21 protein-coding genes are annotated in these 25221 nt (G+C 56.2%); 10 read left to right on the forward strand and 11 right to left on the reverse strand.

All coding sequences use genetic code 11. The features are described from left to right. Window positions 1–27: 27 nt before the first annotated feature. The 11 genes from DOU50_RS19725 to thpR all read right to left on the reverse strand — a co-directional run bounded on the left by DOU50_RS19725 (window position 28) and on the right by thpR (window position 8665). Window positions 28–747 (reverse strand): fimbrial chaperone, encoded by a 720-nt coding sequence (locus tag DOU50_RS19725; protein ID WP_416202960.1) that lies wholly within the window; start codon window positions 745–747, stop codon window positions 28–30. A 62-nt stretch (window positions 748–809) separates the two neighbouring features. After that, a complete protein-coding gene (locus tag DOU50_RS19730; RefSeq protein ID WP_416202961.1) occupies window positions 810–1355 on the reverse strand; it encodes a fimbrial protein in 546 nt (181 codons plus the stop codon). Between the two features lie 373 nt (window positions 1356–1728). Further along, a complete protein-coding gene (gene panD / locus DOU50_RS19735; protein WP_063145164.1) occupies window positions 1729–2109 on the reverse strand; it encodes an aspartate 1-decarboxylase in 381 nt (126 codons plus the stop codon). A 31-nt stretch (window positions 2110–2140) separates the two neighbouring features. Then, a complete protein-coding gene (gene panC / locus DOU50_RS19740; protein ID WP_024907496.1) occupies window positions 2141–2992 on the reverse strand; it encodes a pantoate--beta-alanine ligase in 852 nt (283 codons plus the stop codon). An 11-nt stretch (window positions 2993–3003) separates the two neighbouring features. Then, a complete protein-coding gene (panB, locus tag DOU50_RS19745) occupies window positions 3004–3795 on the reverse strand; it encodes a 3-methyl-2-oxobutanoate hydroxymethyltransferase (RefSeq protein WP_008501941.1) in 792 nt (263 codons plus the stop codon). Between the two features lie 123 nt (window positions 3796–3918). Beyond that, window positions 3919–4398 (reverse strand): 2-amino-4-hydroxy-6-hydroxymethyldihydropteridine diphosphokinase, encoded by a 480-nt coding sequence (gene folK / locus DOU50_RS19750; protein ID WP_148769997.1) that lies wholly within the window; start codon window positions 4396–4398, stop codon window positions 3919–3921. After that, window positions 4395–5792 carry a polynucleotide adenylyltransferase PcnB gene (gene pcnB / locus DOU50_RS19755; RefSeq protein WP_073961632.1) on the reverse strand — a complete coding sequence of 466 codons (1398 nt, stop codon included), beginning with the start codon at window positions 5790–5792 and terminating at the stop codon, window positions 4395–4397. Before pcnB ends, folK begins: the two co-directional genes overlap by 4 nt. A gap of 42 nt (window positions 5793–5834) precedes the next feature. Next, entirely contained in the window at window positions 5835–6725 is an 891-nt protein-coding gene (gene gluQRS, locus DOU50_RS19760; protein ID WP_024907499.1) for a tRNA glutamyl-Q(34) synthetase GluQRS, read from the reverse strand. 59 nt (window positions 6726–6784) lie between these two features. Further along, window positions 6785–7240 carry an RNA polymerase-binding protein DksA gene (gene dksA / locus DOU50_RS19765; RefSeq protein WP_001155232.1) on the reverse strand — a complete coding sequence of 152 codons (456 nt, stop codon included), beginning with the start codon at window positions 7238–7240 and terminating at the stop codon, window positions 6785–6787. Window positions 7241–7416: 176 nt separating this feature from the next. After that, on the reverse strand, window positions 7417–8121 hold the full coding sequence (gene sfsA, locus DOU50_RS19770; RefSeq protein WP_032649756.1) for a DNA/RNA nuclease SfsA: 705 nt from the start codon (window positions 8119–8121) through the stop codon (window positions 7417–7419). After that, complete coding sequence (gene thpR / locus DOU50_RS19775; protein WP_148769999.1) at window positions 8111–8665, reverse strand: RNA 2',3'-cyclic phosphodiesterase; 555 nt, start codon at window positions 8663–8665, stop codon at window positions 8111–8113. Before thpR ends, sfsA begins: the two co-directional genes overlap by 11 nt. A gap of 73 nt (window positions 8666–8738) precedes the next feature. Between thpR and hrpB the strand changes: the two genes are divergently transcribed. The 10 genes from hrpB (at window position 8739) to fhuB (ending at window position 25160) form a co-directional block, all read left to right on the forward strand. After that, complete coding sequence (hrpB, locus tag DOU50_RS19780; protein WP_148770001.1) at window positions 8739–11168, forward strand: ATP-dependent helicase HrpB; 2430 nt, start codon at window positions 8739–8741, stop codon at window positions 11166–11168. Window positions 11169–11310: 142 nt separating this feature from the next. After that, window positions 11311–13836 (forward strand): bifunctional glycosyl transferase/transpeptidase, encoded by a 2526-nt coding sequence (mrcB, locus tag DOU50_RS19785; RefSeq protein ID WP_148770003.1) that lies wholly within the window; start codon window positions 11311–11313, stop codon window positions 13834–13836. A gap of 347 nt (window positions 13837–14183) precedes the next feature. Then, on the forward strand, window positions 14184–14756 hold the full coding sequence (locus DOU50_RS19790; RefSeq protein WP_175557801.1) for a fimbrial protein: 573 nt from the start codon (window positions 14184–14186) through the stop codon (window positions 14754–14756). A 42-nt stretch (window positions 14757–14798) separates the two neighbouring features. After that, on the forward strand, window positions 14799–15512 hold the full coding sequence (locus DOU50_RS19795) for a molecular chaperone (protein ID WP_048990247.1): 714 nt from the start codon (window positions 14799–14801) through the stop codon (window positions 15510–15512). A gap of 20 nt (window positions 15513–15532) precedes the next feature. Continuing rightward, window positions 15533–18010 (forward strand): fimbria/pilus outer membrane usher protein, encoded by a 2478-nt coding sequence (locus DOU50_RS19800; protein ID WP_048990249.1) that lies wholly within the window; start codon window positions 15533–15535, stop codon window positions 18008–18010. A gap of 12 nt (window positions 18011–18022) precedes the next feature. Next, window positions 18023–19027 (forward strand): fimbrial protein, encoded by a 1005-nt coding sequence (locus tag DOU50_RS19805; RefSeq protein ID WP_148770005.1) that lies wholly within the window; start codon window positions 18023–18025, stop codon window positions 19025–19027. A 205-nt stretch (window positions 19028–19232) separates the two neighbouring features. Continuing rightward, window positions 19233–21443 carry a ferrichrome porin FhuA gene (fhuA, locus tag DOU50_RS19810; protein WP_048990251.1) on the forward strand — a complete coding sequence of 737 codons (2211 nt, stop codon included), beginning with the start codon at window positions 19233–19235 and terminating at the stop codon, window positions 21441–21443. Window positions 21444–21493: 50 nt separating this feature from the next. Next, a complete protein-coding gene (gene fhuC / locus DOU50_RS19815; protein ID WP_148770007.1) occupies window positions 21494–22291 on the forward strand; it encodes a Fe3+-hydroxamate ABC transporter ATP-binding protein FhuC in 798 nt (265 codons plus the stop codon). Next, the gene (gene fhuD, locus DOU50_RS19820; protein ID WP_032649740.1) at window positions 22291–23181 is read left to right on the forward strand and encodes a Fe(3+)-hydroxamate ABC transporter substrate-binding protein FhuD; all 891 of its coding nucleotides are present in this window, start codon (window positions 22291–22293) and stop codon (window positions 23179–23181) included. Before fhuC ends, fhuD begins: the two co-directional genes overlap by 1 nt. After that, window positions 23178–25160, forward strand: a complete 1983-nt coding sequence (gene fhuB, locus DOU50_RS19825; RefSeq protein ID WP_148770009.1) for a Fe(3+)-hydroxamate ABC transporter permease FhuB — start codon at window positions 23178–23180, stop codon at window positions 25158–25160. Before fhuD ends, fhuB begins: the two co-directional genes overlap by 4 nt. The last annotated feature ends 61 nt before the right edge of the window (window positions 25161–25221 follow it).

The raw sequence follows: 25221 nt of genomic DNA on the forward strand, positions 1-25221 counted from the left end.
TTTATTAAGCTTTAATTATTTTGTGGCTTAATTAACCGTAGCGTCGTGAACATCTGAACCACCGAAATCATTGATTGCGGTATAGGTGACTTTACTGACGCGCGCTGAACCGCTCTGTTTCAGGGGGTATGTCTGGCTGGCGAACGGTTCAACGTAGTGCGGTTCAACTTCAACTTTTTTGCCGTTAACCGTGGCGCTGATTTTGGCGACCGACACAAAGAATGGGGTGTCATTATGGGCAACCAGCGTGCTGTCCTTCTGGGACCATTTCAGCTGGCTTGCGGCAACTGCGGGATCGCCTTTCAGACCATCAGGGCGGAAGAACATTTTGATACGTGTGCGGAAGGCCAACTGGAGTACGTTATCGCTTTCCGTACCTTTGGCTTTCGGCGGCACTTCGAGCACGTTAAACCAGTACATGGTCTCTTTGTCCTGCGTCATGGCCTGACCAAGCCAGGTTATGCGGACTGTCTGCCCTTTTGACGGGTCGACGCGGGAGACAGGTGGCGTCACGATGAACGGCAGCTTCAGCTCCTGCGGGTTTGTTGAGTCGCGACCATCATCCAGCCATGTTTGCACCAGCAATGGCTTATTGCCACGGTTCTCCATATTTACCGTGACGTCTTTGGCAGACTGCGGATAGATGACGCGCGTGCCGGAGATGACGATATCCGCTAGCGCAGAGTGGGAAACAGAAAAAGCCGCACTGAAAAGAAGTGCGGATATACCGAGTTTAGAAAGGCGCATTTTATTCATCCATTAAAAAAAGGCGCCCACTCATCCGTGAGCGCATGCTATTAACTACGCGATTACTCGTAGCTCATGGTAAAGGTTGCGTTGCTGCTGACTTTACCAGCAGTGACTGGGTTAGTACCTGCAACCCAGTTCGCAGAAGGAACATAGGCAACACGGTATGCCAGAACGCCTTCACCGGCAGTCAGCGTCGCTTCCTGGGTGTTGTTGCCAGGCTGGCCTACTTTGATACGGTCAGAGTTGGTGGTGGAGTTGTTGAACAGCGCCAGAGAAACGTTGCTCGCGTGGCCTGCAACGGTGACATCTGCTTTCAGAGTACCGTTAGACAGTTCAGCGAACTGCTGAGAGGTAAAGGTTGCGGAGGCTTTGGTCAGCGTATCCGGGCACTGGCTCAGGTGCAGTTCGAACTCTTTAGCGCCAACACCTGCATCAATGGTGGTACCTTCAACGTCTGCTTTTTTCACCACTGGCATGGTGATAGTAACGTTGTTCGCGTCAACGCCGTTGTTGGAGGTGATCACACAGGTGGTATCAGTGACCGCACCGTCGAAGGTGATCAGACCAACGTCTTCAGCCATTGCAGAAACAGAACCCATTGCCATTACAGCAACTGCTGTAGCCAGAATTGTTTTCTTGAACATATTTAAAATATCCATTTATTAAATAAAATTATTCGTTATGTTTATGGTCATCTTCCATAAAGCTTGGATAATTTAATATTGTTTTTTTGATTGTGAGTAATTAATAATAATGAATGATGTTTTTAGGCGGAGTTAATTGACTTAATCTTTATTTTAATGATTTGCATGAGGGCATGCGACATTAGCGCTGTAAGAAAGACTTAAGCGATAATTTAATAATATTAAATTAACGTGTAAAAGATAATACGTTTATGTTTAACAGGCTTATCTTGTGAAATCAATGGTCGTTATAATAAAACACGGGGTAGCCCACAAAAGGCTACCCCGTGAATCATCAGGCCACCTGCACCGGAATCGCTTTCGCGAGGCGTTTCATCTCGTTGTCGCCTTCAAAGTAGGCCACTTTCGGCTGCCAGCGACGCGCTTCTTCGTCAGACATCATCACGAAGCTGGCGATGATCACGATATCGCCCACGTCAGCGCAGTGCGCCGCCGCCCCGTTGACGGAGATGATTTTAGACCCGCGCTCGGCGGCAATGGCGTAGGTTGAGAAACGCTTGCCGTTGTTCACGTTCCAGATATCAATCGCTTCGTTTTCGAGGATGCCCGCTGCGTCGAGAAAATCCTGATCGATGGCGCAGGAGCCTTCATAGTGCAGGTCGGCCTGGGTGACTTTCACACGGTGAAGCTTACCTTGCAGCATTTTGCGAATCATTACGTTTACCTTTAATTATCAAGGGCGAGAACTACGCCAGCTCAACCACTTTATTATCAATCAGACGAGCCTGGCCAAGCCATGCCGCTACCAGGATCACCGCACGTTTGCTGGTTTCCGTAAATTCCAGCAGCGTATCAGCATCACGAATTTGTACGTCGTCAGCGCGAAGACCTTTATCGTTCAGCGCCTGTTCGGCGAGGGCGACGATCTCTTCGACGGTCAACTCTTTTGCCAGAACCTGCTCCGCCATGGTGTTCATGACCTTGCTTAAGCCCGGCGCGATTTTACGCTGTTCGGCGGTCAGGTAGCCATTACGCGAGCTGAGCGCCAGTCCGTCTTTGGCACGTACAATCGGTACGCCGACAATCTCGATATCGTAACCCATATCCGCGACCATCTTGCGGATCAGCGCCAGCTGCTGGAAATCTTTCTCACCAAAACAGGCAACGTCCGGCTGCACCAGGTTGAACAACTTGCTGACGATGGTGGACACGCCGCGGAAATGACCCGGGCGGCTGGCGCCTTCGAGCATGGTGGAAATGCCCGGGACGTCAACGTAGGTTGCCTCTTCGGTACCCTGCGGATAAACATCCGCCGGTGCAGGTGAGAAGACGATATCCGCGTGGCGTTTTTTGAGCTTCTCGCAATCTTCCTGCAGGGTACGCGGGTAGCGCGCCAGATCGTCGGCGCGGTCAAACTGCATGGGGTTCACGAAGATACTGACCACCACGATATCTGCCCGCGCGCGGGCTTCGTCGACGAGCTTCATGTGGCCGTCATGCAGATTGCCCATGGTCGGGACCAGTGCGATACGTTTACCTTCCTGACGCGCGCGGCGGATATGCTGGCGCAGCAGCGGCAGGGTTTCAATGATTAGCACAACGAGACTCCTTAATGGAAACTGTGTTCTTCACCCGGGTAAACACCGGATTCAACGTCGGCAATATACTGCCTGACCGCAGCGCGCATGTCGCCCGCTTCGGCGAGGAAATTTTTAGCAAATTTCGGGATGTGTCCGCCGGTGATACCGAAGGCGTCGTGCATCACCAGAATCTGACCGTCGGTGACGTTGCCTGCACCAATACCAATCACCGGAATGGACAGCGCGTCGGTGATGCGTTTCGCCAGCTCAACCGGCACGCACTCCAGCACCAGCAGCTGGGCACCTGCGGCTTCCAGCGCCAGGGCATCATCCAGCAGCGTCTGAGCTGCATCGCCTCGGCCCTGCACCTTATAGCCGCCGAAGATATTCACGGATTGCGGCGTCAGGCCTAAATGACCACAGACCGGCACGGCGCGCTCGGTGAGCATCTTCACTGTATCAACCAGCCAGGCGCCGCCTTCAATTTTGACCATATTGGCACCGGCACGCATCACTGCCGCCGCGTTTTCGAATGCCTGTTCCGGCGTGGCATAGGCCATAAACGGCAGATCGGAAAGCAGCAGGCAGGCTGGGGCGCCACGGCGCACGGCGCGGGTATGGTAAGCGATATCCTCAACCGTCACCGGCAGGGTGGAATCATGTCCTTGTACCGTCATCCCTAACGAATCTCCGACCAGCATGACGTTGATCCCCTCTTCGGCAAACAGTTTGGCGAAGCTGTAGTCATACGCGGTGATGGTGGCGAAGCGTTTTTTTTCCTGTTTGCATTTCTGCAGTAAGGAGATGGTGGTTGGTTTCATACTGTTTCCTGATAGCCCAAAAGCGAATCTTTGCGCATTCTAACAGTAACATTCGAGGGAACAATGATTTTAGGTAAACGATTAGCCACAATTATTTTGAGGCTAACTGACAGGGGAACCCGATCACCAGCGAGCGGGTTTTTCCGCGTTGAGGTTGTCCAGAATGGACTTAAGTGAGGTGCCATCCGGGAAGATGAGATTGGGGGCGACTTCAAACAGCGGCCAGAGCATAAACCCGCGATTTTTCATATCGTAATGCGGAACGGTGAGACGTTCAGTGTTAATCGTCTCGTGACCAAACAGCATAATGTCGAGGTCCAGCGTGCGCGGTCCCCAACGTTCGGCTTTGCGTACGCGGCCCTGCTGCAGTTCGATGCGCTGGGTATTGTCCAGCAGCGCTTCTGGACCCAGTTCAGTCTCAAGCACCACGGCAGCGTTGAGATAATCGGGCTGATCCTGCGGCCCCAGCGGCGGCGTGCGGTAGAACGAGGAGACCGCCACGATCTTGCTTTGCGGAATCTCGCCCAGCGCCTGTACGGCAGCATTCACCTGCTCCAGCGGAGAGGCTAAATTGCTGCCGATGGCGATATACGCGAGGGTCATGCTGTCCCTTCACGACGCGGCGCGCGTTTGCGCGGACGACGATGACGGCGACGTGGTTCCGGCTCTTCATCCAGCCCGGTAAGCATATCTTTCTGCTCCGGCGGGGCGGAGACCTGGAATTCAGCCCACCACTGCGCCAGACGCTGCAGCTCCTGATTGCGTTCAATTTCTGCACGCAGCGACAGCAGATCGAAAGCGGCGCGGAATTTAGGATGCTCCATCAGCTTCCAGGCGCGTTTGCCCTGACGACGGGACATGCGCAGCTGAAGCTGCCAGATGTCGCGCACCAGGGTGGTAATACGTTTCGGAATGGCGAGCGTGCGGCAGCCTTCGTCCAGCACGTCGTTGGCAGCCAGCGCGAACGCATCGTAATAGGCGAGCCCGCTCTCCTGGGTAATACGCTGTGCCGTTTCCAGCAGCGGATACCAGAACATCGCGGCAAACAGGAACGCCGGATTGACGCGCATGTCGTTGCGAATGCGGGTATCGGTATTTTTCAGCACCTGCGCAATCATCCGCTCCATTGGGCTGTCACCGTTTTCGGTGAAGTAGCGGGTAATGGTCGGGAACAGCGGCTGGAACAGGTTGTATTCGCGCAGCAGATTATAGGTTTCAAAGCCGTGGCCGGCCTGCAGCAGCTTCAGCGCCTCTTCAAACAGGCGAGCAGGCGGCACGTCGTTAATCAGCGTTGCCAGACGCGGGATCGGCTCTGCCGTTTCCGGGCTGATGCGCATATCCAGCTTGGCGGCGAAACGCACGGCGCGCAGCATACGCACGGGATCTTCACGGTAGCGCGTTTCCGGCGTGCCGATCAGACGGATCAGACCTTCTTTCAGGTCCTGCATGCCGCCGACGTAATCGCGCACGGTGAAATCCGCCACGCTGTAATAAAGGCTATTGATGGTGAAGTCGCGACGCTGGGCATCTTCTTCGATTGATCCGAAGATATTGTCGCGCAGCAGCATACCGTTCTGGCCGCGCTGTGACGTCGTGCGATCGGACGCGCCCGCTTCATGGTGCCCGCGGAAGGTCGCCACTTCGATAATTTCCGGCCCAAACATCACGTGGGCAAGACGGAAACGGCGGCCAACGAGACGACAGTTACGGAATAATTTGCGCACCTGCTCAGGCGTGGCGCTGGTCGTCACGTCGAAATCTTTTGGTTTTTTGCCCAGCAGTAAATCACGCACTCCACCGCCCACGAGATAGGCCTCGTAGCCCGCTTTATTCAGACGATAGAGCACCTTGAGGGCATTTTCACTGATATCTTTGCGGGAAATAGTGTGCTGCTCACGCGGAATAACCGACATGTGTGGCTGTGCAATAGCATCGTTCGCCATGCTCTCTTCGCGGCTTAGCACTTTACGGCAAAAATTAGCGACTCGGGTAAAAATAGTACACCTCGTAGTGTGTTTTGTTATGAAAAAAGCGGCTAATCATAGCTCAGCGCAACGCATTTGAGAATGCTGGATTTTTGGCACTGCCGCGAGCGTCCAGTTGGCAACGGCCATTTTCAGCAGTTCGTCAATACGCAGATCCTGCCATTCGTTGGTTACATTCTGGTTGAGAAATCGCAGCGCGTCGATCAAAACAGGACGCGGATCGCCGTCTGGCAGGGCCGGGGCGTGGTTCTGCTTTGACAATTTAAAGCCTTGCGCATTGACCGCCAGCGGCAGATGAATGTAGTCCGGCGCCGTCCAGCCAAACTGGTGATACAGCGAGATTTGTCGCACGGTCGGCTCGACCAGATCCGCCCCGCGCACAATTTCCGTCACGCCCTGGAAATGATCGTCCACCACCACGGCCAGGTTATAGGCGAACAGGCCATCGCGACGGTGAATAATAAAATCCTCACGCGCCAGACGTTCATCGGCATGAATCTCACCGGAGAGTAAATCGGTAAAGCGCGTCACCGGGGAGCGCTGACTGATACGCACGGCGGCATTTTCCGGAGGAAGATTAAGCGTGCGGCAGTGGCCGTCATAGACGCCGCCTGCGCTCTGGATACGCGCGCGGGTGCAGGTGCAGTTATAGGAAAGCCCCTGTGCGCGAAGCCAGGCCAGACGTTCCCGATACGCCTCGTGACGTTTTGACTGCCACAGAACCTCATCATCCCAGTGAAGACCGTAATGTTCCAGCTGACGCAGAATCGTCTCTGCAGCACCGGGAACTTCACGCGGAGGGTCAATATCTTCAATGCGGACGAGCCATTTTCCCTGGCGGGCGTGAGCCTGCAGGTAGCTGCCGAGCGCGGCAATTAATGAGCCGAAGTGTAATTCACCGGAAGGAGATGGCGCGAAGCGCCCAATATAGTGTGATTCAGACATATCAACAGTAACAAGGCGGGAGAGACTCCCGCCTTTAGAGTGTGTAAACAGCGCTGGTATTAACCGGCCATCTGTTTTTCGCGGATTTCGGCCAGCGTTTTACAGTCGATGCACAGATCGGCGGTTGGACGCGCTTCCAGGCGACGAATACCGATTTCAACACCGCAGGATTCGCAGTAGCCAAAATCTTCGTCTTCGACTTTTTTCAGCGTTTTCTCGATCTTTTTGATCAGTTTGCGTTCGCGGTCACGGTTACGCAGTTCGAGGCTGAACTCTTCTTCCTGAGCGGCACGGTCTACCGGATCCGGGAAGTTAGCAGCTTCATCCTGCATATGAGTAACGGTGCGATCGACTTCATCCCTGAGTTGATTACGCCATGCTTCAAGAATACGCTTGAAGTGCGACAGCTGGGCTTCGTTCATATACTCTTCGCCCGGCTTCTCTTGATACGGCTCCACCCCAGCGATGGCGAGAATACTCAGGGACGATGTTTTACGGTTTTGCCCTTCTTGCATGTTGCTTCTCCTTAACACGCACTATCGATCCCCGTGTTGGGGGAAAAATCAGGTCGCTATAAATAGCAGATGCTTTTCCGGATGGCAATTATCTAAACGTAACACTTGACAAGCCTGTGAGGAAAAGCGTATTTGCGCACGCGGCCAGAACACTTAATCGTCAATCGTCTAATCCCTTATAAGACAATGGGAAGAGAGGATCTCAGAGTCATATTATCGGCAGAAAGTTCCGCTTTATAAGCGAAAACCTCTACCCCCTGCTTTTGTGCCTCATTCAACAATTGCGCGTATTTAGGATCAATATGGCGGGCAGGGGAGAAACGCTCAATGGCTGAATGCAACACCGCAAACAGCAATACGGCGCGTTTGCCCGCCGCCGCAACACTCATTAGCTCTCGCAGATGCTTCTGGCCACGTAGCGTTACCGCATCCGGGAAGTAGCCATTTTCCTGCTCCGCTAACGTCACTGATTTCACTTCAATATAGCACTCCGGCCTGTCTTCCGCCTGTAACATGAAGTCAATTCTGCTGCTTTCATCGCCATATTTCACTTCACTTTTATGCGTGCCATAACCGACCAGTTCAGGAATGGTGCCATGGGTCAGCGCTTCCTTAACCAGTTGATTTGCGCGCAGGGTGTTAACGCAAATAAATGCCCCATTTTGGGTTTCGGTCATTTCCCAGGTATGGGCATATTTGCGTTTAGTATTTTCTGATGTGGAATACCAGACCCTGTCACCCGGCGTCGCACAGCCCGTCATGGCTCCGGTATTGGGGCAGTGCAGGGTGAGCTGTACCCCTTCGGGGGTGATCACGTCGGCGAGGAAGCGTTTGTAGCGTTGGATAAGCGTAGCGTGCTGCAGGGGGGGACTAAACTTCATCAGAATTCCTTTCGGTGTTGCCCAGCGTCCAGCGCTGTAGCGGCGTATAGCGGGTGCGTCCCTGAGCAAAGACGGATTCGTAAAGCGCGAATCCGTTGACCGGAAAGGCCCAGTGAAAACCCGGCGGCGGGATAGCAACGGCCTGACCGGCATTGCGCAGCAGCGTGATATGTGGATGAAACGGCTGTGGGCTCTGATAACAGCCGCTGCGCGCCGCCTGCGCGCGCAGCATGTTCGCCAGCTGCAATAATCCGCGCGGTGGCTGGCGCGTGCCCAGCCAGACCACGCGCGAACGCAGCCACTGACCCGCGTCGTCGAGGTGCAGCGTAAATTCCGGCTGGGCAATACGCCCGGCCATTGCGGCTAACGCCCGCTGCTTTTCGGCACTGACGTCGCCCAAAAAGGCCAGCGTCAGGTGCAGATTGGCCGCCGCGACAGGGCGACCGGCTTCCGGCGGGAAGCGATCGGCGCGCCAGCGAACAATTTGACGCTGTATCGCGGTGGGCAATTCAATGGCAAAAAACAGCCGTTTCGACTCAGGCATACGGAGGACTCGGTAATGATATGCGCCGATGCTACAATGTACGCCGACTAATGTTAACCCTCTGGAGCTGTTAGTGTCCTCATTGCCGGTCGCCGTCGTTCTTCCTGACCTTCTCGCTGCCTTACATCATGCCCCGCAGGTTTTGCTGAATGCCCCGACGGGGGCGGGGAAGTCCACCTGGCTGCCGCTGCAGATTCTGAAAGACGGGAACATCAGCGGGAAAATTATCCTGCTGGAGCCGCGCAGGCTGGCCGCGCGCAACGTGGCGCAGCGTCTGGCGGAACTGCTGAATGAAAAACCGGGCGAAACGGTAGGTTACCGGATGCGCGCCGAGACCTGCGTGGGGCCGAGCACGCGCCTTGAGGTGGTCACCGAGGGTATTCTCACCCGCATGCTGCAAAACGATCCGGAGCTGACCGGCGTCGGGCTGGTGATCCTGGATGAATTCCACGAGCGCAGCCTGCAGGCGGATTTGGCCCTCGCGCTGTTGCTGGACGTTCAGCAGGGACTGCGTGACGATCTCCGGCTGCTGATTATGTCGGCCACGCTGGATAACGAGCGGCTACGGCAGGCGCTACCCGATGCACCGGTCATCAGCTCTGAAGGGCGGGCGTTTCCGGTAGAACGCCGCTATCAACCGCTTCCCTCCCACCAGCGTTTTGACGAGGCGGTCGCCATTGCTACCGCTGAGCTGCTGCGCCAGGAGCCCGGTTCCCTGCTGCTGTTTTTGCCGGGTGTCGGTGAGATCCAGCGCGTGCAGGAGCAGCTTTCTACACGCGTAGGCGGTGATGTGCTGCTTTGCCCGCTCTACGGCGCGCTGTCGCTCCAGGATCAGCGTAAAGCCGTCCTTCCGGCCCCGGTGGGGCAGCGCAAGGTGGTGCTGGCAACCAACATTGCTGAAACCAGTTTGACCATTGAAGGGATTCGCCTGGTGGTGGATAGCGCCCAGGAGAGGGTGGCAAGCTTTGACCCGCGCACCGGGCTGACTAAACTTCTGACGCAGCGCATTAGCCAGGCGTCGATGGTGCAGCGCGCGGGCCGCGCGGGGCGTCTTGAGCCGGGTATCTGCCTGCATTTGACCAGCGCGGAACAGGCTGAACGCGCTGCACAGCAAAGCACGCCGGAAATTTTACAAAGTGATTTGTCGGGCCTGGTGATGGATCTCCTTCAGTGGGGCTGCCCGGATCCTGGACAGCTTACCTGGCTTGATTCTCCGCCTGTCGTGAATCTCGCCGCTGCGCGCAACTTGCTGACCCAGCTTGGCGCGCTGGAAGGCGAACGTCTGACGGCGCGCGGCCAGAAAATGGCGGCACTGGGCAACGATCCGCGTCTGGCCGCAATGCTGGTGGCCGCGCTGAGGGACGATGAAATTGCCACGGCGGCTAAACTGGCGGCTATTCTTGAGGAGCCGCCGCGCGGAGGCAGCAGCGATCTGGGGCAGGCGTTTTCGCGCAGTCAGGGGAACTGGCAGCAGCGGGCGCAGCAGCTCGGTAAACGGCTTAACAGCCGCGGCGGCGTACCAGACAGTGAGAGTATTCCCCGGCTGCTGGCGCAGGCTTTCCCGGACAGGATTGCGCGTCGGCGCGGGCTGGACGGTCGCTACCAGCTGGCAAACGGCATGGGAGCGATGCTGGACAGCGATGATGCCCTGACACGTCACGAGTGGCTGATTGCGCCGCTCCTGCTGCAGGGGAGTCACTCCCCGGATGCGCGTATCCTGCAGGCGATTGCCATAGATATTGACGCCCTGACCCGTACCTGTCCGCATCTGCTTCAGCAATCGGACATCGTCGAGTGGGATGATGCCCAGGGCACGCTGAAGGCGTTTCGGCGTAGCCAGATTGGTAAACTGACCCTCGGGACGAAGCCGCTGGCGAAGCCGTCGGAAGACGAGCTTCATCAGGCTATGCTGAACGGCATTCGGGAAAAAGGGCTGAGCGTGCTGAACTGGACGCCGGAGGCTGAACAGTACCGCATTCGCCTGCTCTGCGCCGCAAAGTGGCTACCGGAACATGGCTGGCCAGCGGTGGATGACGAGACGCTGCTGGCTACGCTTGAACGCTGGCTACTGCCGCAGATGAGCGGCGTGCACTCTCTGCGCGCCCTTAAAGCGCTTGATGTTAAGACTGCGTTACAGAATTTACTGGACTGGTCATTGCGTCAACGTCTGGATAGTGAACTGCCAGGGCATTACACTGTGCCGACCGGAAGCCGGATTGCCATCCGTTATCATGAGGATAATCCGCCGGCGCTGGCGGTTCGGATGCAGGAGATGTTTGGTGAGGCCACCACGCCGTCTATTGCGGAAGGGCGTGTGCCGTTAGTGCTTGAGCTGCTGTCGCCTGCGCATCGTCCATTACAAATCACCCGAGATTTGGGGGCGTTCTGGGCGGGAAGCTACCGTGAAGTGCAAAAAGAGATGAAGGGGCGATACCCCAAACATGTCTGGCCGGACGATCCGGCGAATACGGCGCCGACGAGGCGGACGAAGAAATATTCCTGAAAGGGTTGTGCGGCCTGATGCCCTCACCCCGGCTCTCTCCCACAGGGAGAGGGAGAACTAATTTTGAGAGATTTCTTCTTTCACAGGCCTGTGAAAGAAAAGAAAATCTGGCCTTTGCGCCTGAAAGTTGCGGAGAAAAAGCATGGCGGGGAATGACCGCGAGCCAATAGGACGTAAGGGAAAACCAACGCGTCCGGCGAAAGAAAAGGTAAGCCGTCGTCGCCTCAGAGATGAGGACTATGACGATGACTATGAAGACGATTATGAGGATGAAGAACCGATGCCGCGTAATGGAAAAGGCAAAGGGCGTAAGCCTCGGGGCAAGCGCGGCTGGTTCTGGCTGCTGCTGAAGCTGTTCATTGTTTTTGTCGTGCTGATGGCGATTTACGGCGTGTATCTGGATCAGAAGATCCGCAGCCGTATCGACGGTAAAGTCTGGCAGTTACCTGCGGCAGTATATGGCCGTATGGTGAACCTTGAGCCAGATATGTCCATCACGAAGAACGAGATGGTTAAACTGCTCGAAGCCACCCAGTATCGTCAGGTGTCAAAAATGACGCGGCCTGGCGAATTTACCGTGCAGTCCAACAGCATTGAGATGATCCGTCGTCCGTTTGATTTCCCGGACAGCAAAGAGGGGCAGGTGCGCGCGCGTCTGACCTTTGACAGCGATCGTCTGGATACCATCGAGAACATGGATAACAACCGTCAGTTCGGTTTCTTCCGTCTCGATCCGCGTCTGATCACCATGCTTTCGTCAGCAAACGGCGAGCAGCGCCTGTTCGTGGCGCGTAACGGCTTCCCGGATCTGCTGGTCGATACCCTGCTGGCGACTGAAGACCGCCACTTCTACGAGCATGATGGCATCAGCCTCTACTCGATTGGTCGTGCGGTGTTGGCTAACCTGACTGCCGGCCGTACCGTACAGGGCGCGAGTACGCTGACCCAGCAGCTGGTGAAGAACCTGTTCCTCTCCAGCGAACGCTCTTACTGGCGTAAAGCGAACGAAGCCTACATGGCCGTGCTGATGGATGCGCGCTACAGCAAGGATCGCATCCTTGAGCTGTACATGAACGAGGTGTACCTCGGTCAGAGCGGCGATAACGAAATCCGCGGCTTCCCGCTGGCGAGCCTGTACTACTTTGGTCGTCCGGTGGAGGAGCTGAGCCTGGATCAGCAGGCGCTGCTGGTGGGCATGGTGAAAGGGGCGTCCATCTATAACCCGTGGCGTAACCCGAAACTGGCGCTGGAGCGTCGTAACCTGGTGCTGCGTCTGCTGCAACAACAGCAGGTGATTGATCAGGAGCTGTACGACATGCTGAGCGCACGTCCGCTTGGCGTTCAGCCGCGCGGCGGTGTGATTTCGCCTCAGCCTGCGTTTATGCAGCTGGTGCGTCAGGAGCTGCAAAGCAAGCTTGGCGATAAGGTCAAAGATCTCTCCGGCGTGAAGATCTTCACCACCTTTGACTCCGTGGCGCAGGATGCGGCAGAAAAAGCGGCGGTGGAAGGCATTCCGGCGCTGAAGAAACAGCGTAAGCTCTCCGATCTTGAAACCGCGATGGTAGTGGTTGATCGCAACTCCGGCGAAGTGCGTGCGATGGTGGGCGGTGCCGAGCCGCAGTTTGCAGGCTACAACCGTGCCATGCAGGCGCGTCGCTCGATCGGTTCTCTGGCAAAACCGGCGACCTATCTCACTGCCCTGAGTCAGCCAAACCAGTATCGTCTGAATACCTGGATTGCGGATGCGCCTATCTCCCTGCGCCAGCCTAACGGCCAGGTGTGGTCACCGCAGAACGATGATAAACAGTTCAGCGGTCAGGTGATGCTGGTGGATGCGTTAACGCGTTCCATGAACGTACCAACCGTTAACCTGGGCATGTCGCTGGGACTGCCAGCGATTGTCGACACCTGGCAAAAACTGGGCGTATCGAAAGATCAGCTGCACCCGGTGCCGGCAATGATCCTCGGCGCGCTTAACCTGACGCCGATCGAAGTCGCCCAGGCTTTCCAGACCATTGCCAGCGGGGGTAACCGCGCACCGCTGTCTGCCCTGCGTTCGGTGATTGCCGAAGATGGCTCCGTGCTGTATCAGAGCTTCCCGCAGGCAGAGCGTGCCGTTCCTGCTCAGGCCGCCTACATGACGCTGTGGACCATGCAGCAGGTGGTGCAGCGTGGTACCGGGCGTCAGCTGGGGGCGAAGTATCCGGGTCTGCATCTGGCGGGTAAAACCGGGACCACCAACAACAACGTTGATACCTGGTTTGCCGGTATTGATGGCCGCGAAGTGGTGATCACCTGGGTAGGCCGCGACAACAACCAGCCGACCAAACTGTACGGGGCGAGCGGGGCGATGTCGATTTACCAGCGCTATCTGGCCAATCAGTCACCGGTGCCGCTGAACCTCGTTGCACCGGAAGATATCGTGGATATGGGCGTGGACAGCTCCGGTAACTTTGTCTGCGGTGGCGGAATGCGTACCCTGCCGGTCTGGACAACCAACCCGGATTCCCTGTGCCAGCAGAGCCAGCCTGAACAGCCGACGGGCAACCCGTTCGATCAGTCTTCTCAGCCACAGCAGCCGCAGCAGCAACAGCCGCAGCAGCAGAATGAGAAGAAAGACAGCGATGGCGTAGCCGGCTGGATTAAGGACATGTTTGGCGGAAACTGATTAGTTTCCTGAATAAAAAAGCCGCTTAGTGATAAGCGGCTTTTTTTTGTCTTAACATTTATTCTTATTTTAATTTTAGTAAATGTCTAATTAAGAATTATTAATGCGTGATTTTTCTTTTTTTAATCAGTGCGTTGGTATCACTTTAAACTATTTTATTCGCCATCCTGCTGGACACGGTAAAGATTAATCTGATGTAATTAAGTTCGTGAATTTCACTTTCCTCATGGGATGTTCTTATTAATGGTTTTTCGGGGCTAAGTGACGTCCAATTTTAAATGGCATTCTGGCGAAAAGTATTTTTCCCAGGAATGGATTCCATTATAAACATATATAAGGATGTTGTTATGAATAAGATAATTATTTCTTCTTTATTGGCCGGAAGCATTATGGCGGCTTTGTCGCTGCCGGTCTTTGCAGCGAATGATTCAGGTACGGTAAATTTCGCCGGAAAAATTGTGGCGGATACCTGCGAGATCAATGTTGATGGTACGGGGACCAATGAATCCACCGTCACATTCGCAGATACTTATCCTTCAGATTTTGGCATCGACGGTCAGGTCGGGACGTCTAAAGCTTTTAAGATTGAAGTAAAAAAATGTGACCCGCTGGTCGCCAAACTGAACCTCAAGTTCAGCGGCACAACGACAGACGCCGCGTACAAGCGTTTGAAGAACGATCTCTCCGGCGCAGGCAACGCCACTAACGTTGGCATCATTGTCAGCAACGACAACGGCTCCAAAGGCGATGTGGTCTTCGACGGTTCAGTACCGGATGCGGGCACCGACGTGGCTAACGATCCGACCGGCGCAGCGGCTTCTGTCTTTAACTACACCGCGAAAGTGATTCAGGTCGGTGATGCCGCGCCAACCGCGGGTCATTACTCCTCCTCAGCCACATTTGAGGTTGTCTATCGCTAAGCAATTATTGGCAGCCTGAACGGCTGCCTCCTGGAACGCTGTATGAAGACGTTATTTAAATTGTTATGTGGTTGTTTAATTATCTCTTGCTTTTCAGTGCAGGCAAGCGTTGTTCTCGGTGGTACGCGAATTATTTATCCATCGAATAAATCTGAAGTACAAATCGCACTTAAAAATAAAGATCCTCATACGCGTTATCTGGTGCAAAGCTGGGTCAGTTATCCCAATGATGCAAAGGCTCCCTTTATTATTACGCCGCCTGTCTATAAGTTGCAGGAAAATCGTCAGACGCTATTACACGTTATTTTTACCGGCGATAAAAACAGCCTGCCGGCAGACCGCGAATCACTTTTTCTGGCGAATGTGAAATCCGTCTCTGCTCTGTCGCCCGATCTGAAAGAGAAAAACACGCTGCAGTTCGCGATGAAAACGCGCCTGAAGCTTTTCTGGCGTCCTGCTCAACTGAAGGAAACCGATGCCCTGGGAGCCTATGAAAAAATCACGTTCCATCGTCAGGGTGAGACGCTAATTGCAAACAACCCCACCCCTTTTTACGTCTCTTTTGGCGAACTGGCCGTTGGCGGGAAAAGTGTACCGGTGAAAGAGACCAAAACCACGCCGGGTGCCATTTCAATGATGGTTGCACCGTTTAGCAAGCAGAGTTTCGCGCTACCAAAAGCGGCAAATGGCGCGGTGACCTGGACGGCTATTAATGATTTCGGCGCCCAGACTCCTCTACGCAAGCAGGCTCTTTAAATCGATCATGTTGGTAAGTTATGTCGTCATCTTTACTTCACAAACAGGTACTGTCCGGGATCGCGCTGGCGCTGCTCGCCGCGATCCAGCCTGCAAGTGCGGATGACGAATTCAACCTGCGGATCCTTGAACTGGATACCCCTCTCGAAAATACCTCCACGCTCAAAAAATTCATCAATGATAATGGCTTACTTGCGGGGAGCTACCCCACGACGATTATGTGGGATCGGGACGTGCTGGATACACGTACGCTCACCTATGTGCTTTCTGACGACAAACAGCATCTGCTGCCGGAGCTGACCAAAGCGGACCTGCGCGAATACGGCGTGAAAGTTGACACGATCCCTGACTTAAAGGGTCTTGACGACGAGGCTTACGTTCGGGACATCTCTCATTTCATTGAAAATGCACGCTACGATTACGATCAGGATAACCAGACCCTGAAGCTGGTCATTCCGCAGATCTATCGCGATCGCGCCGCCGCCGGAGCGATTAACCCGAAATTCTGGGATGACGGCGCGCCTGCCGCCTGGACAAGCTATCAGCTCAGCGGCTCTCAGCAACACTATAGCTCGGGCAAAGCCTCTTCAACCTGGCTGGGTCTGGAGTCGGGGATGAATCTTGGCGCGTGGCGACTGCGTAATAACAGCACCTGGAGCGATGCTTCCGGCTGGGAGGCTATCGCCAGCACTTTACAGCGTGACATCAAAGCGTTGAAAAGCCAGCTTGAGATGGGGCAGACGTATACCAATGGCGAGCTTTTTGACAGCGTCCAGATGACCGGCGTGAAGCTGGAAACGGACACCGCTATGCTGCCCGTCAGCCAGCAAGGCTTTGCGCCCGTTGTGCGAGGTATTGCGAATAGCGACGCGAAAGTCACCATCAAGCAAAACGGCTATACCATCTATCAGACAAACGTCTCGCCAGGGCCTTTTGAGATCCGCGACTTGAGCCAGGTGACTTCCGGAGCCGATCTGGAAGTGACCGTCGAAGAGGCGGATGGCAGCGAGCATAGCTTCATTCAGGCCAGCGCGTCGGTGCCGGTGTTACAGCGAGAAGGTGGTTTTAAGTACTCGCTGGCAGCAGGGCGCTATCGCGGTAATGAAGGTGAAGATGAACCCATCTTTGCGCAAGGTACGGCTATCTATGGTCTGCCTTACGGCGTCACGGCCTATACCGGCGCGCTGGGGGCGTCACTGTATCATGCGCTGCTGCTGGGGCTTGGTGCCGACCTGAGGCACTTCGGCTCCGCATCTGTCGACTTCACCGCCGCGCGTACCGCGTTTGATGACGGGCTTGACGATGCCAGCGGTTTATCGTGGCGGGCCCAGTACTCCAAAGATATCCCTGACACGGATACGACCGTCACGCTTGCCAGCTACCGCTACTCTACCTCGGGGTTTTATACCTTTCAGGAAGCTATCGATCGGCGTGACGGCGAGATCGATGACGGCATTTATACCTATCGCAGAACCAACAACCGCCGTAGCCGCATGCAGCTAAACCTTTCCCAGCGTATTTCAGACTGGGGCTCGGCTTATCTCAACGGCTATCAGCAGGATTACTGGGATATGGACGGCCATGAGCGCAGCGTCAGCGCGGGGCTGAGCTCCAGCTGGCGCAATATCACCTGGTCGATAAGCTACAACCTGACCCGCACCCCGGACGCCAATACCGACCGGCAGATGGCGTTGACGGTCAACATTCCGTTCTCAAAGTGGCTGCCTGACTCCTGGGCAACCTACAGCGCTAACACCGCCAGCGGTGGGTTTGTTTCACATCAGGTCGGGCTCGGCGGCACCGCGCTGGAGGACAATAAGCTGAGCTACAACCTCCAGCAGAGCTATGCCAATCAGAATACCGGCTACGGCGGCAGCCTGTCCGGGCGTTACCGTGGCGCTTCCGGTGAGGTCGGGATGGGCTACAGCTACAGCGGTGATAATAGACAGTGGAACTACAGCGCGCAGGGGTCGATCGTTGCCCACGAGCATGGCGTGACGCTGGGGCAACCCGTACGCGACGCTTTTGCCATTGTGCACATTAAGGATGGCGATAACGTTAAAGTGCAAAACGGGCGCGGCATCTCTACAGACCGTTTTGGTAACGCCATAGTGCCCTCTATGACGGCCTATCGGCACAACGTCATCACCGTAAATACCCAGGATCGGGAAGATATTGATATCGATGCGGCAACGCTCGATCTCGTGCCGACGAAAGGGGCGGCTCTGCACGCGACCTTCGATGCTCGCGTTGGACGACGCGCGCTGGTGACCTTGCTCTACGCAGGTAAGCCCGTTCCGTTTGGGGCTGTGGTAGCGCTGGAGAGTACCACCGCCATCGTCGGGGATGACGGTGAGGTTTACCTCACGGGACTGTCCGGCAAAACAACGTTTAGCGTGCAGTGGGGGGAAGAAAACGTTCATCAGTGTCATGGAGAGCTGGATCTTCCCTCCCAGGGCTCAGCAGGGATCGTGAAAGCCACGGTCAACTGTCATTAAAAGAGGTATTTCATGAATCTACACTGTTCCATGAAAACGTTTTTCTTACCCGTGCTGATGTTGCTGGCGACCGCCTTTTTCCATTCAGCTCGAGCAGACTGTACTTTTAACGGCAGCTCTGGCGTGGATGCTGTGGTGACGTTTCAACTTCCGCCGGTGATTATTGTTGCTCCTGATACCCCGAAAGGCACAATCATTTACGATGACAGCGTTGAAAGTAAAGAAGTGGCCATAGACTGCATCGGTGAAGCGCAAATACGGCGAGGCTATCTCTCCTTGACGGAAAGCGATGCGCGTGAAGATGTTATGCCTGGCGTTTATCAAACTAATGTCCCGGGGATTGGAATTCGGGCCGCTTCCTCGAATGAGCAGTTACCAAACTATAATGACGAGGATCTTGTCAGGCCAATGCACTATATTGGCTCAACACATGGCTATTCGCATGGAGTATCTACCTTTCGCGCCACTGCGCAGCTGGTGGTAACGGGCGATATTCAGGAAGGATATCTCGATACCTCACGATTAACCTCAATGGATATCCTGGGGAACGCGGTGATCGGTGAAATGCGCTTTTCGCCCACCAGCGTTCGCATTACGACCAACACCTGTAACCTGGTCGACCGTAACATTTATGTGCCTCTTAAAACGGTTAACGTTCAGGATTTTGACGGGCAATACTCAGAGATACTTACCGACAGCAGTTTTAAGATTGAAATCACCGACTGTTCTGCGGGGACAAAGATCGATTATCAGTTCACCAGCGCAGGCTCAACGGGCGTGAAGAACGGCAATATCCTCGGCATCGCTGCCGGAGATTCCGCCGCCGCGGGTGTCGGCATCCAAATTCTTGATAAGAATAATACGGTGCTGCAGTTTGATCAGAACTACACGGCGATAACCAGTACGCAGGACAAGATCCCAGTTGAAATCCCTCTCAAGGCGCGCTACGTCAAAACGGGGGAGGTTAAAGCGGGCAAAGTCGATTCCGTCGCCACGTTCGAGGTATTTTACCGTTAACCCTCTCTGCCCGTTTTGGCGGGCTTTAGCGATCATTTCGCTATCCTTATTAACCCACTCTTTTCATCTGGTTAATTCTTAAACCCTTAAATCTTGTAGGGCTGCTTACTGCTTGCTATGCAACCCGCGTTTCGCATATTATTCTGGCGCTCATAATAATAATTCTCGTTTACGTTATCATTCACTTTTCCATCAGAGAAACATCATGGCGCTTTCCAATACTGCTCAGCCAATGAACACGTCGCTGCGTAAACTCGCGGTCGTCGTCGCCACAGCGGTTGCCGGCGTGTCCGCGTATGCTCATGCGGCCGAAACCCCGAAAAAAGAAGAAACTATCACGGTAACCGCAGCACCTGCGGCACAGGAAAGTGCCTGGGGACCGGCACCCACGATTGCGGCTAAACGCACCGCCACCGCGACCAAGACCGATACCCCGATTGAGAAAACCCCGCAGTCTATTTCTGTCGTCACCCGTGAAGAGATGGACATGAAGCAGCCGGGGACGGTTAAACAGGCGCTGGCCTATACGCCGAGCGTGTTCGCAACGCGCGGTGCGTCAACAACGTATGATGTTGTTTCTATTCGTGGGTTCACCACCTCCAGTACCGTGAATACCAACCAGTATCTGGACGGGATGAAGCTGCAGGGTGATAACTATTCTGAAGCGTCCATGGATCCGTATTTCCTTGAGCGCGTCGAGCTGCTGCGCGGCCCTACGTCCGTTTTGTACGGTAAAAGTCACCCGGGCGGCGTGGTCAGCATGGTCAGCAAGCGGCCAACCACCGAGCCACTGAAAGAAATTCAGTTCAAAATGGGTACCGATAACCTGTGGCAGACCGGGTTTGATTTCAGCGATGCGATTGATGATGACGGCGTGTGGTCATACCGTCTGACCGGTCTGGGGCGCAGCGAAAATGCGCAGCAGGAAATGGTTAAGTCCACCCGCTACGCCATTGCACCTGCTTTCAGCTGGCGTCCTGACGATAAAACCGATTTTACTTTCCTGAGCAACTTCCAGAGCGATCCGGATGCAGGCTATTACGGCTGGCTGCCGCGGGAAGGTACCGTTGTGCCTTACTACGACGCCAACGGCAACGCGCACAAGCTGCCGACCGATTTCAACGAAGGTGACGAAGACAACAAGATCTCCCGTCGCCAGAAAATGGTGGGCTACAGCTTCTCCCATCAGTTTGATGACACCTTTACCGTGCGTCAAAACCTGCGCTACACCAAAATCAATACGCTTTACCGTTCCGTTTACGGTAACGGCTATATTGCACCGGCTCAGATCAGCCGCGCGTACGTGCGCTCTGATGAGGACCTCAACTCGTTCACGGTCGATACCCAGCTGCAGTCCAAATTTGCGACCGGTGCAGTGGATCATACTCTGTTAACGGGCGTCGATTACCTGCGCATGCGTAACGATATTGATGCAGATTACGGCAGCGCTGACCCTATCAGCATGACGAATCCGCAGCACAACAATGCCAATATCAACGTGAACTTCCCGTATGCCGTGCTCAATCGTCAGGAGCAAACGGGCCTGTACGCGCAGGATCAGGCTGAGTGGGATAAGTGGGTACTGACCCTGGGTGGACGCTATGATTTTGCCAAAACGTCCACACTGACGCGTTCCTCCGACACGACGGCTGAAATCAACGATCGGGCATTCACCTGGCGCGGCGGGATCAACTACCTGTTTGATAACGGTATTACGCCGTACTTCAGCTATAGCGAATCCTTCGAGCCTATTTCCGGCGCAACCCAGGGCGGCAAACCGTTCGATCCGGCTCGCGGCAAGCAGTATGAAGCGGGCGTGAAGTATGTACCGAAAGATCTGCCTGTTGTGGTCACCGCTGCTGTGTATCAGCTGACCAAAAACAACAACCTGACGGCCGATCCTGCGAACCCGACCAGCGGCTTTAGCGTACAGGGCGGTGAAATTCGCTCTCGCGGTTTCGAACTGGAAGCGAAAGCGGCAGTGTCTGCCAACGTGAACGTGACGGCTTCCTATAGCTTTACTGATGCGGAATACACGCACGATACCTGGTATGAAGGCCGTCGTCCGGCGGAAGTGCCGCGTAACATGGCGTCTCTGTGGGCAGATTACACCTTCCACGAGACGGCGTTGAGCGGTCTGACGGTAGGGGCTGGCACCCGTTACATCGGTAACACCGTGTCCTACTACTCTGCCTCGTCGCCAAAAGCCTACCAGTCGTTCAACGTCGCGGGCTACGCACTGGCTGACGCGACCGTGAAATACGACCTGGCACGCTTTGGACTGCCTGGCTCGTCTGTCGGCGTCAACGTGAACAACATCTTCGATCGTGAATACGTCTCCAGCTGCTACAGCGAATATGCATGCTACTGGGGCGCAGGACGTCAGGTTGTTGCTACCGCGACCTTCCGCTTCTAATCTCTGTCCGGGCACGGTTCGCCGTGCCCTTTTTATTTAAGTTGGCTGATATGCAGGATAATCAAACGCAACCCGATACCACCTTCACGCTCAACCATCTCTCCTTTCGCGTACCTGGGCGCACCTTACTGCATCCGCTCTCTTTGACGTTCCCCGCCGGTAAAGTCACTGGCCTGATTGGTCACAACGGTTCCGGTAAATCCACGCTGCTCAAGATGCTGGGGCGCCATCAGCCGCCTTCAGAAGGCGATATTCTGCTGGATGACCAACCGCTGGAGAGCTGGAGCAGTAAAGCCTTTGCCCGCAAAGTAGCCTATCTGCCGCAGCAGCTGCCGCAGGCGGAGGGGATGACGGTGCGAGAGCTGGTGGCGATTGGGCGTTATCCTTGGCACGGCGCGCTTGGGCGCTTCGGCGTGGCCGACAGAGAGAAAGTGGAAGAGGCGATTGCGCTGGTCGGGCTAAAACCGCTGGCGCACCGTCTGGTGGATAGCCTGTCCGGAGGCGAACGTCAGCGCGCGTGGATTGCGATGCTGGTGGCGCAGGACAGCCGCTGCCTGCTGCTGGATGAACCGACCTCTGCGCTGGATATTGCGCATCAGGTCGACGTCCTGGCGCTGGTGCATCGCTTGAGCCAGCAGCGCGGTCTGACGGTCATTGCGGTTCTGCACGATATCAACATGGCCGCGCGTTATTGTGACTACCTCGTCGCGCTGCGCGGGGGCGAGATGATTGCCCAGGGTACATCCGCAGAGCTGATGCGCAGCGAAACGCTGGAACATATTTACGGTATTCCGATGGGTATTCTGCCTCACCCGGCCGGGGCTGCACCGGTGAGCTTTGTCTACTGATGCTCGATAACACACGCATTAGCCGCCGTCGCCTGCTGACGGCGATGGCGCTCTCACCGCTGCTGTTAAAAATGAATACGGCGCGTGCTGCCGCCGTCGATCCGCACCGCATTGTCGCTCTGGAGTGGCTGCCGGTCGAGCTGATGATGGCGCTCGGCGTCACGCCCTACGGCGTGGCGGACATTCCTAACTATAACCTCTGGGTGAACGAGCCGAAGCTGCCGGACTCGGTGATCGACATCGGCCTGCGGACGGAGCCAAACCTCGAGCTGCTCACCCAGATGAAACCCTCGTTCATGTTCTGGTCAGCGGGCTACGGTCCGTCAGAGGAGACCATGGCGCGCATCGCGCCCGGTCGTGGATTCGCCTTCAGTGACGGTAAAAAACCGCTGGCCATGGCGAAAAATTCGATTAACGAGATGGCGCGTTTCCTCAACCGCGAGGTCGAGGCCAAAAAACATCTCGACGAATTTGATGCCCTGATCGACTCCCTGAAGCCCCGATTTGCTCACCGGGGCGATCGTCCGCTGCTGATGGTGACGCTGCTGGATGCCCGCCATATGCTGGTTTTCGGTAAAAACTGCCTCTTCCAGGAAGTGCTCGACAGCTTCGGCATTCGTAATGCCTGGGAAGGGGAGATGACGTTCTGGGGCAGTACCGCCGTGGGTATCGATCGTCTGGCGGCGTTTCGCGACGTGGATGTGCTGTGCTTCGATCACGGCAACGAGCGCGCCATGCAGACCCTGATGGCGACGCCGCTCTGGCAGGCGATGCCGTTTGTGCGTGAGCAGCGCTTCCAGCGCGCCCCGGCGGTCTGGTTCTACGGCGCGACGCTGTCGGCCATGCATTTTGCCCGCGTGCTGGATAACGCGCTGGGAGGTAAAGCATGAGTACGCGTATCGCCCGCTTCCCGGCGCTGCTGCTATCCCTGCTTTTTCTGGTTGCGCTGGTATTAACCGGGTTCAACCTCTCGACGGCGTTACCCCGCACGCAGTGGGGGGCCGCGCTGGCCTCGCCGGATATCGATAATATTCAGCAGATGCTGTTCCACTACAGCCTGCTGCCGCGTCTGGCGATCTCCCTGTTAGTCGGCGCCGGTTTAGGGCTGGTGGGCGTGCTGTTCCAGCAGGTTTTGCGTAACCCGCTGGCAGAGCCAACCACGCTCGGCGTCGCGACCGGCGCACAGCTTGGGATCACCATTACCACGCTGTGGGCGCTGCCGGGTGCGTTAACCTCGCAGTTTGCGGCACTCGCGGGGGCGTGCGTGGTAGGTGCGCTGGTCTTTGGCGTGGCCTGGGGCAAGCGTCTTTCGCCGGTAACGCTTATCCTGGCCGGGCTGGTGGTGAGCCTCTACTGTGGGGCGATCAACCAACTGCTGGTGCTGTTCCACCACGATCAGCTGCAAAGCATGTTCCTGTGGAGCACCGGCACGCTGACCCAGACCGACTGGAGCGTGGTGCAGCGCCTGTGGCCGCAGCTGGCTGGCGGTGTTGTGCTGACGCTGCTGCTCCTGCGTCCTCTTACGCTCATGGGGCTGGATGATGGCGTGGCGCGTAACCTGGGGCTGGCGCTGTCGCTGGCTCGCCTGGCGGCGCTGACGCTGGCAATTGTATTGAGCGCCCTGCTGGTGAACGCGGTCGGCATCATCGGGTTTATCGGCCTGTTTGCGCCGCTGCTGGCGAAAATGCTCGGGGCGCGTCGTTTACTGACGCGTCTGATGCTGGCGCCGCTGATTGGAGCGCTGATCCTCTGGCTTTCCGATCAGCTTATTCTCTGGCTGGCGCAGGTCTGGCGGGAAGTCTCCACCGGCTCTGTGACCGCGCTTATCGGGGCGCCGCTGCTGCTGTGGCTGCTCCCGCGGCTGCGCAGCATGAGTGCACCGGCGATGGACGCGGGCGATAAAGTCTACGCTGAACGTCGGTCGGTGCTGTGGTTTAGCCTTGCCGGTCTGGCGGTGCTGATTATCGCCTCGTTCGCGGCGCTCTCATTTGGACGCGATGCCGCGGGCTGGCACTGGGCAACGGGTGATTTGCTCAATGAACTGCTGCAGTGGCGCTGGCCGCGTATCGTCGCTGCGCTGATCGCCGGGGTGATGCTGGCGGTGGCGGGGTGCATCATTCAGCGTCTGACCGGCAACCCGATGGCGAGCCCGGAAGTGCTTGGGATCAGCTCTGGCGCCGCCTTTGGCGTGGTGCTGATGCTGTTCTTCGTGCCGGGCAATGCGTTTGGCTGGCTGATGCCTGCCGGCAGTATCGGCGCGGCAGCCACGCTGATGATTATCCTGATAGCCGCCGGTCGCGGTGGGTTTTCACCGCACCGCATGCTGCTGGCCGGGATGGCGCTCGGCACCGCGTTTACGATGTTGCTGATGATGCTGCAGGCCAGCGGCGATCCGCGTATGGCGAAGATACTGACCTGGATTTCCGGCTCGACCTACAACGCCACCGGAAGCCAGGTGGTCTGGTCCGGGATGGTGATGCTCGTGCTGCTGGCGATGGTGCCGCTGTGCCGCCGCTGGATGACCATTCTGCCGCTCGGCGGCGAAACCGCGCGTGCGGTGGGGATGGCGCTGACCCCAGCGCGTGTCGCGCTGCTGCTGCTGGCGGCGTGCCTGACGGCGACGGCAACCCTGACGATTGGACCGCTGAGTTTTGTGGGGTTAATGGCGCCGCACATTGCCAGAATGATGGGCTTCCGCAGAACGATGCCGCATATCGTCATGTCGGCCCTGACGGGTGGGGTGATGCTGGTGTTTGCAGACTGGTGCGGAAGAATGGTGCTGTTCCCGTATCAGATCCCGGCGGGTCTGCTGTCGACCTTTATCGGTGCGCCGTACTTTATTTATCTGTTGAGAAAGCAGAGCCGGTAGTCAGGTGCGGCCTGATGCCCTCACCCCAGCCCTCTCCCACAGGGAGAGGGAGAACATCGTA

Source organism: Enterobacter sp. C6 (assembly GCF_008122455.1).
GTDB lineage: Bacteria > Pseudomonadota > Gammaproteobacteria > Enterobacterales > Enterobacteriaceae > Enterobacter > Enterobacter pseudoroggenkampii.

Coding starts and splice junctions, on each gene's coding strand:
- panB (WP_008501941.1), bottom strand. CDS start 3,795: ATGAAACCAACCACCATCTCCTTACTGCAGAAATGCAAACAGGAAAAA.
- gluQRS (WP_024907499.1), bottom strand. CDS start 6,725: ATGTCTGAATCACACTATATTGGGCGCTTCGCGCCATCTCCTTCCGGT.
- thpR (WP_148769999.1), bottom strand. CDS start 8,665: ATGCCTGAGTCGAAACGGCTGTTTTTTGCCATTGAATTGCCCACCGCG.
- folK (WP_148769997.1), bottom strand. CDS start 4,398: ATGACCCTCGCGTATATCGCCATCGGCAGCAATTTAGCCTCTCCGCTG.
- DOU50_RS19790 (WP_175557801.1), top strand. CDS start 14,184: ATGAATAAGATAATTATTTCTTCTTTATTGGCCGGAAGCATTATGGCG.
- DOU50_RS19805 (WP_148770005.1), top strand. CDS start 18,023: ATGAATCTACACTGTTCCATGAAAACGTTTTTCTTACCCGTGCTGATG.
- DOU50_RS19725 (WP_416202960.1), bottom strand. CDS start 747: ATGCGCCTTTCTAAACTCGGTATATCCGCACTTCTTTTCAGTGCGGCT.
- dksA (WP_001155232.1), bottom strand. CDS start 7,240: ATGCAAGAAGGGCAAAACCGTAAAACATCGTCCCTGAGTATTCTCGCC.
- fhuC (WP_148770007.1), top strand. CDS start 21,494: ATGCAGGATAATCAAACGCAACCCGATACCACCTTCACGCTCAACCAT.
- mrcB (WP_148770003.1), top strand. CDS start 11,311: ATGGCGGGGAATGACCGCGAGCCAATAGGACGTAAGGGAAAACCAACG.
- fhuD (WP_032649740.1), top strand. CDS start 22,291: ATGCTCGATAACACACGCATTAGCCGCCGTCGCCTGCTGACGGCGATG.
- sfsA (WP_032649756.1), bottom strand. CDS start 8,121: ATGAAGTTTAGTCCCCCCCTGCAGCACGCTACGCTTATCCAACGCTAC.
- fhuA (WP_048990251.1), top strand. CDS start 19,233: ATGGCGCTTTCCAATACTGCTCAGCCAATGAACACGTCGCTGCGTAAA.
- DOU50_RS19795 (WP_048990247.1), top strand. CDS start 14,799: ATGAAGACGTTATTTAAATTGTTATGTGGTTGTTTAATTATCTCTTGC.
- fhuB (WP_148770009.1), top strand. CDS start 23,178: ATGAGTACGCGTATCGCCCGCTTCCCGGCGCTGCTGCTATCCCTGCTT.
- panD (WP_063145164.1), bottom strand. CDS start 2,109: ATGATTCGCAAAATGCTGCAAGGTAAGCTTCACCGTGTGAAAGTCACC.
- DOU50_RS19730 (WP_416202961.1), bottom strand. CDS start 1,355: ATGGCAATGGGTTCTGTTTCTGCAATGGCTGAAGACGTTGGTCTGATC.
- DOU50_RS19800 (WP_048990249.1), top strand. CDS start 15,533: ATGTCGTCATCTTTACTTCACAAACAGGTACTGTCCGGGATCGCGCTG.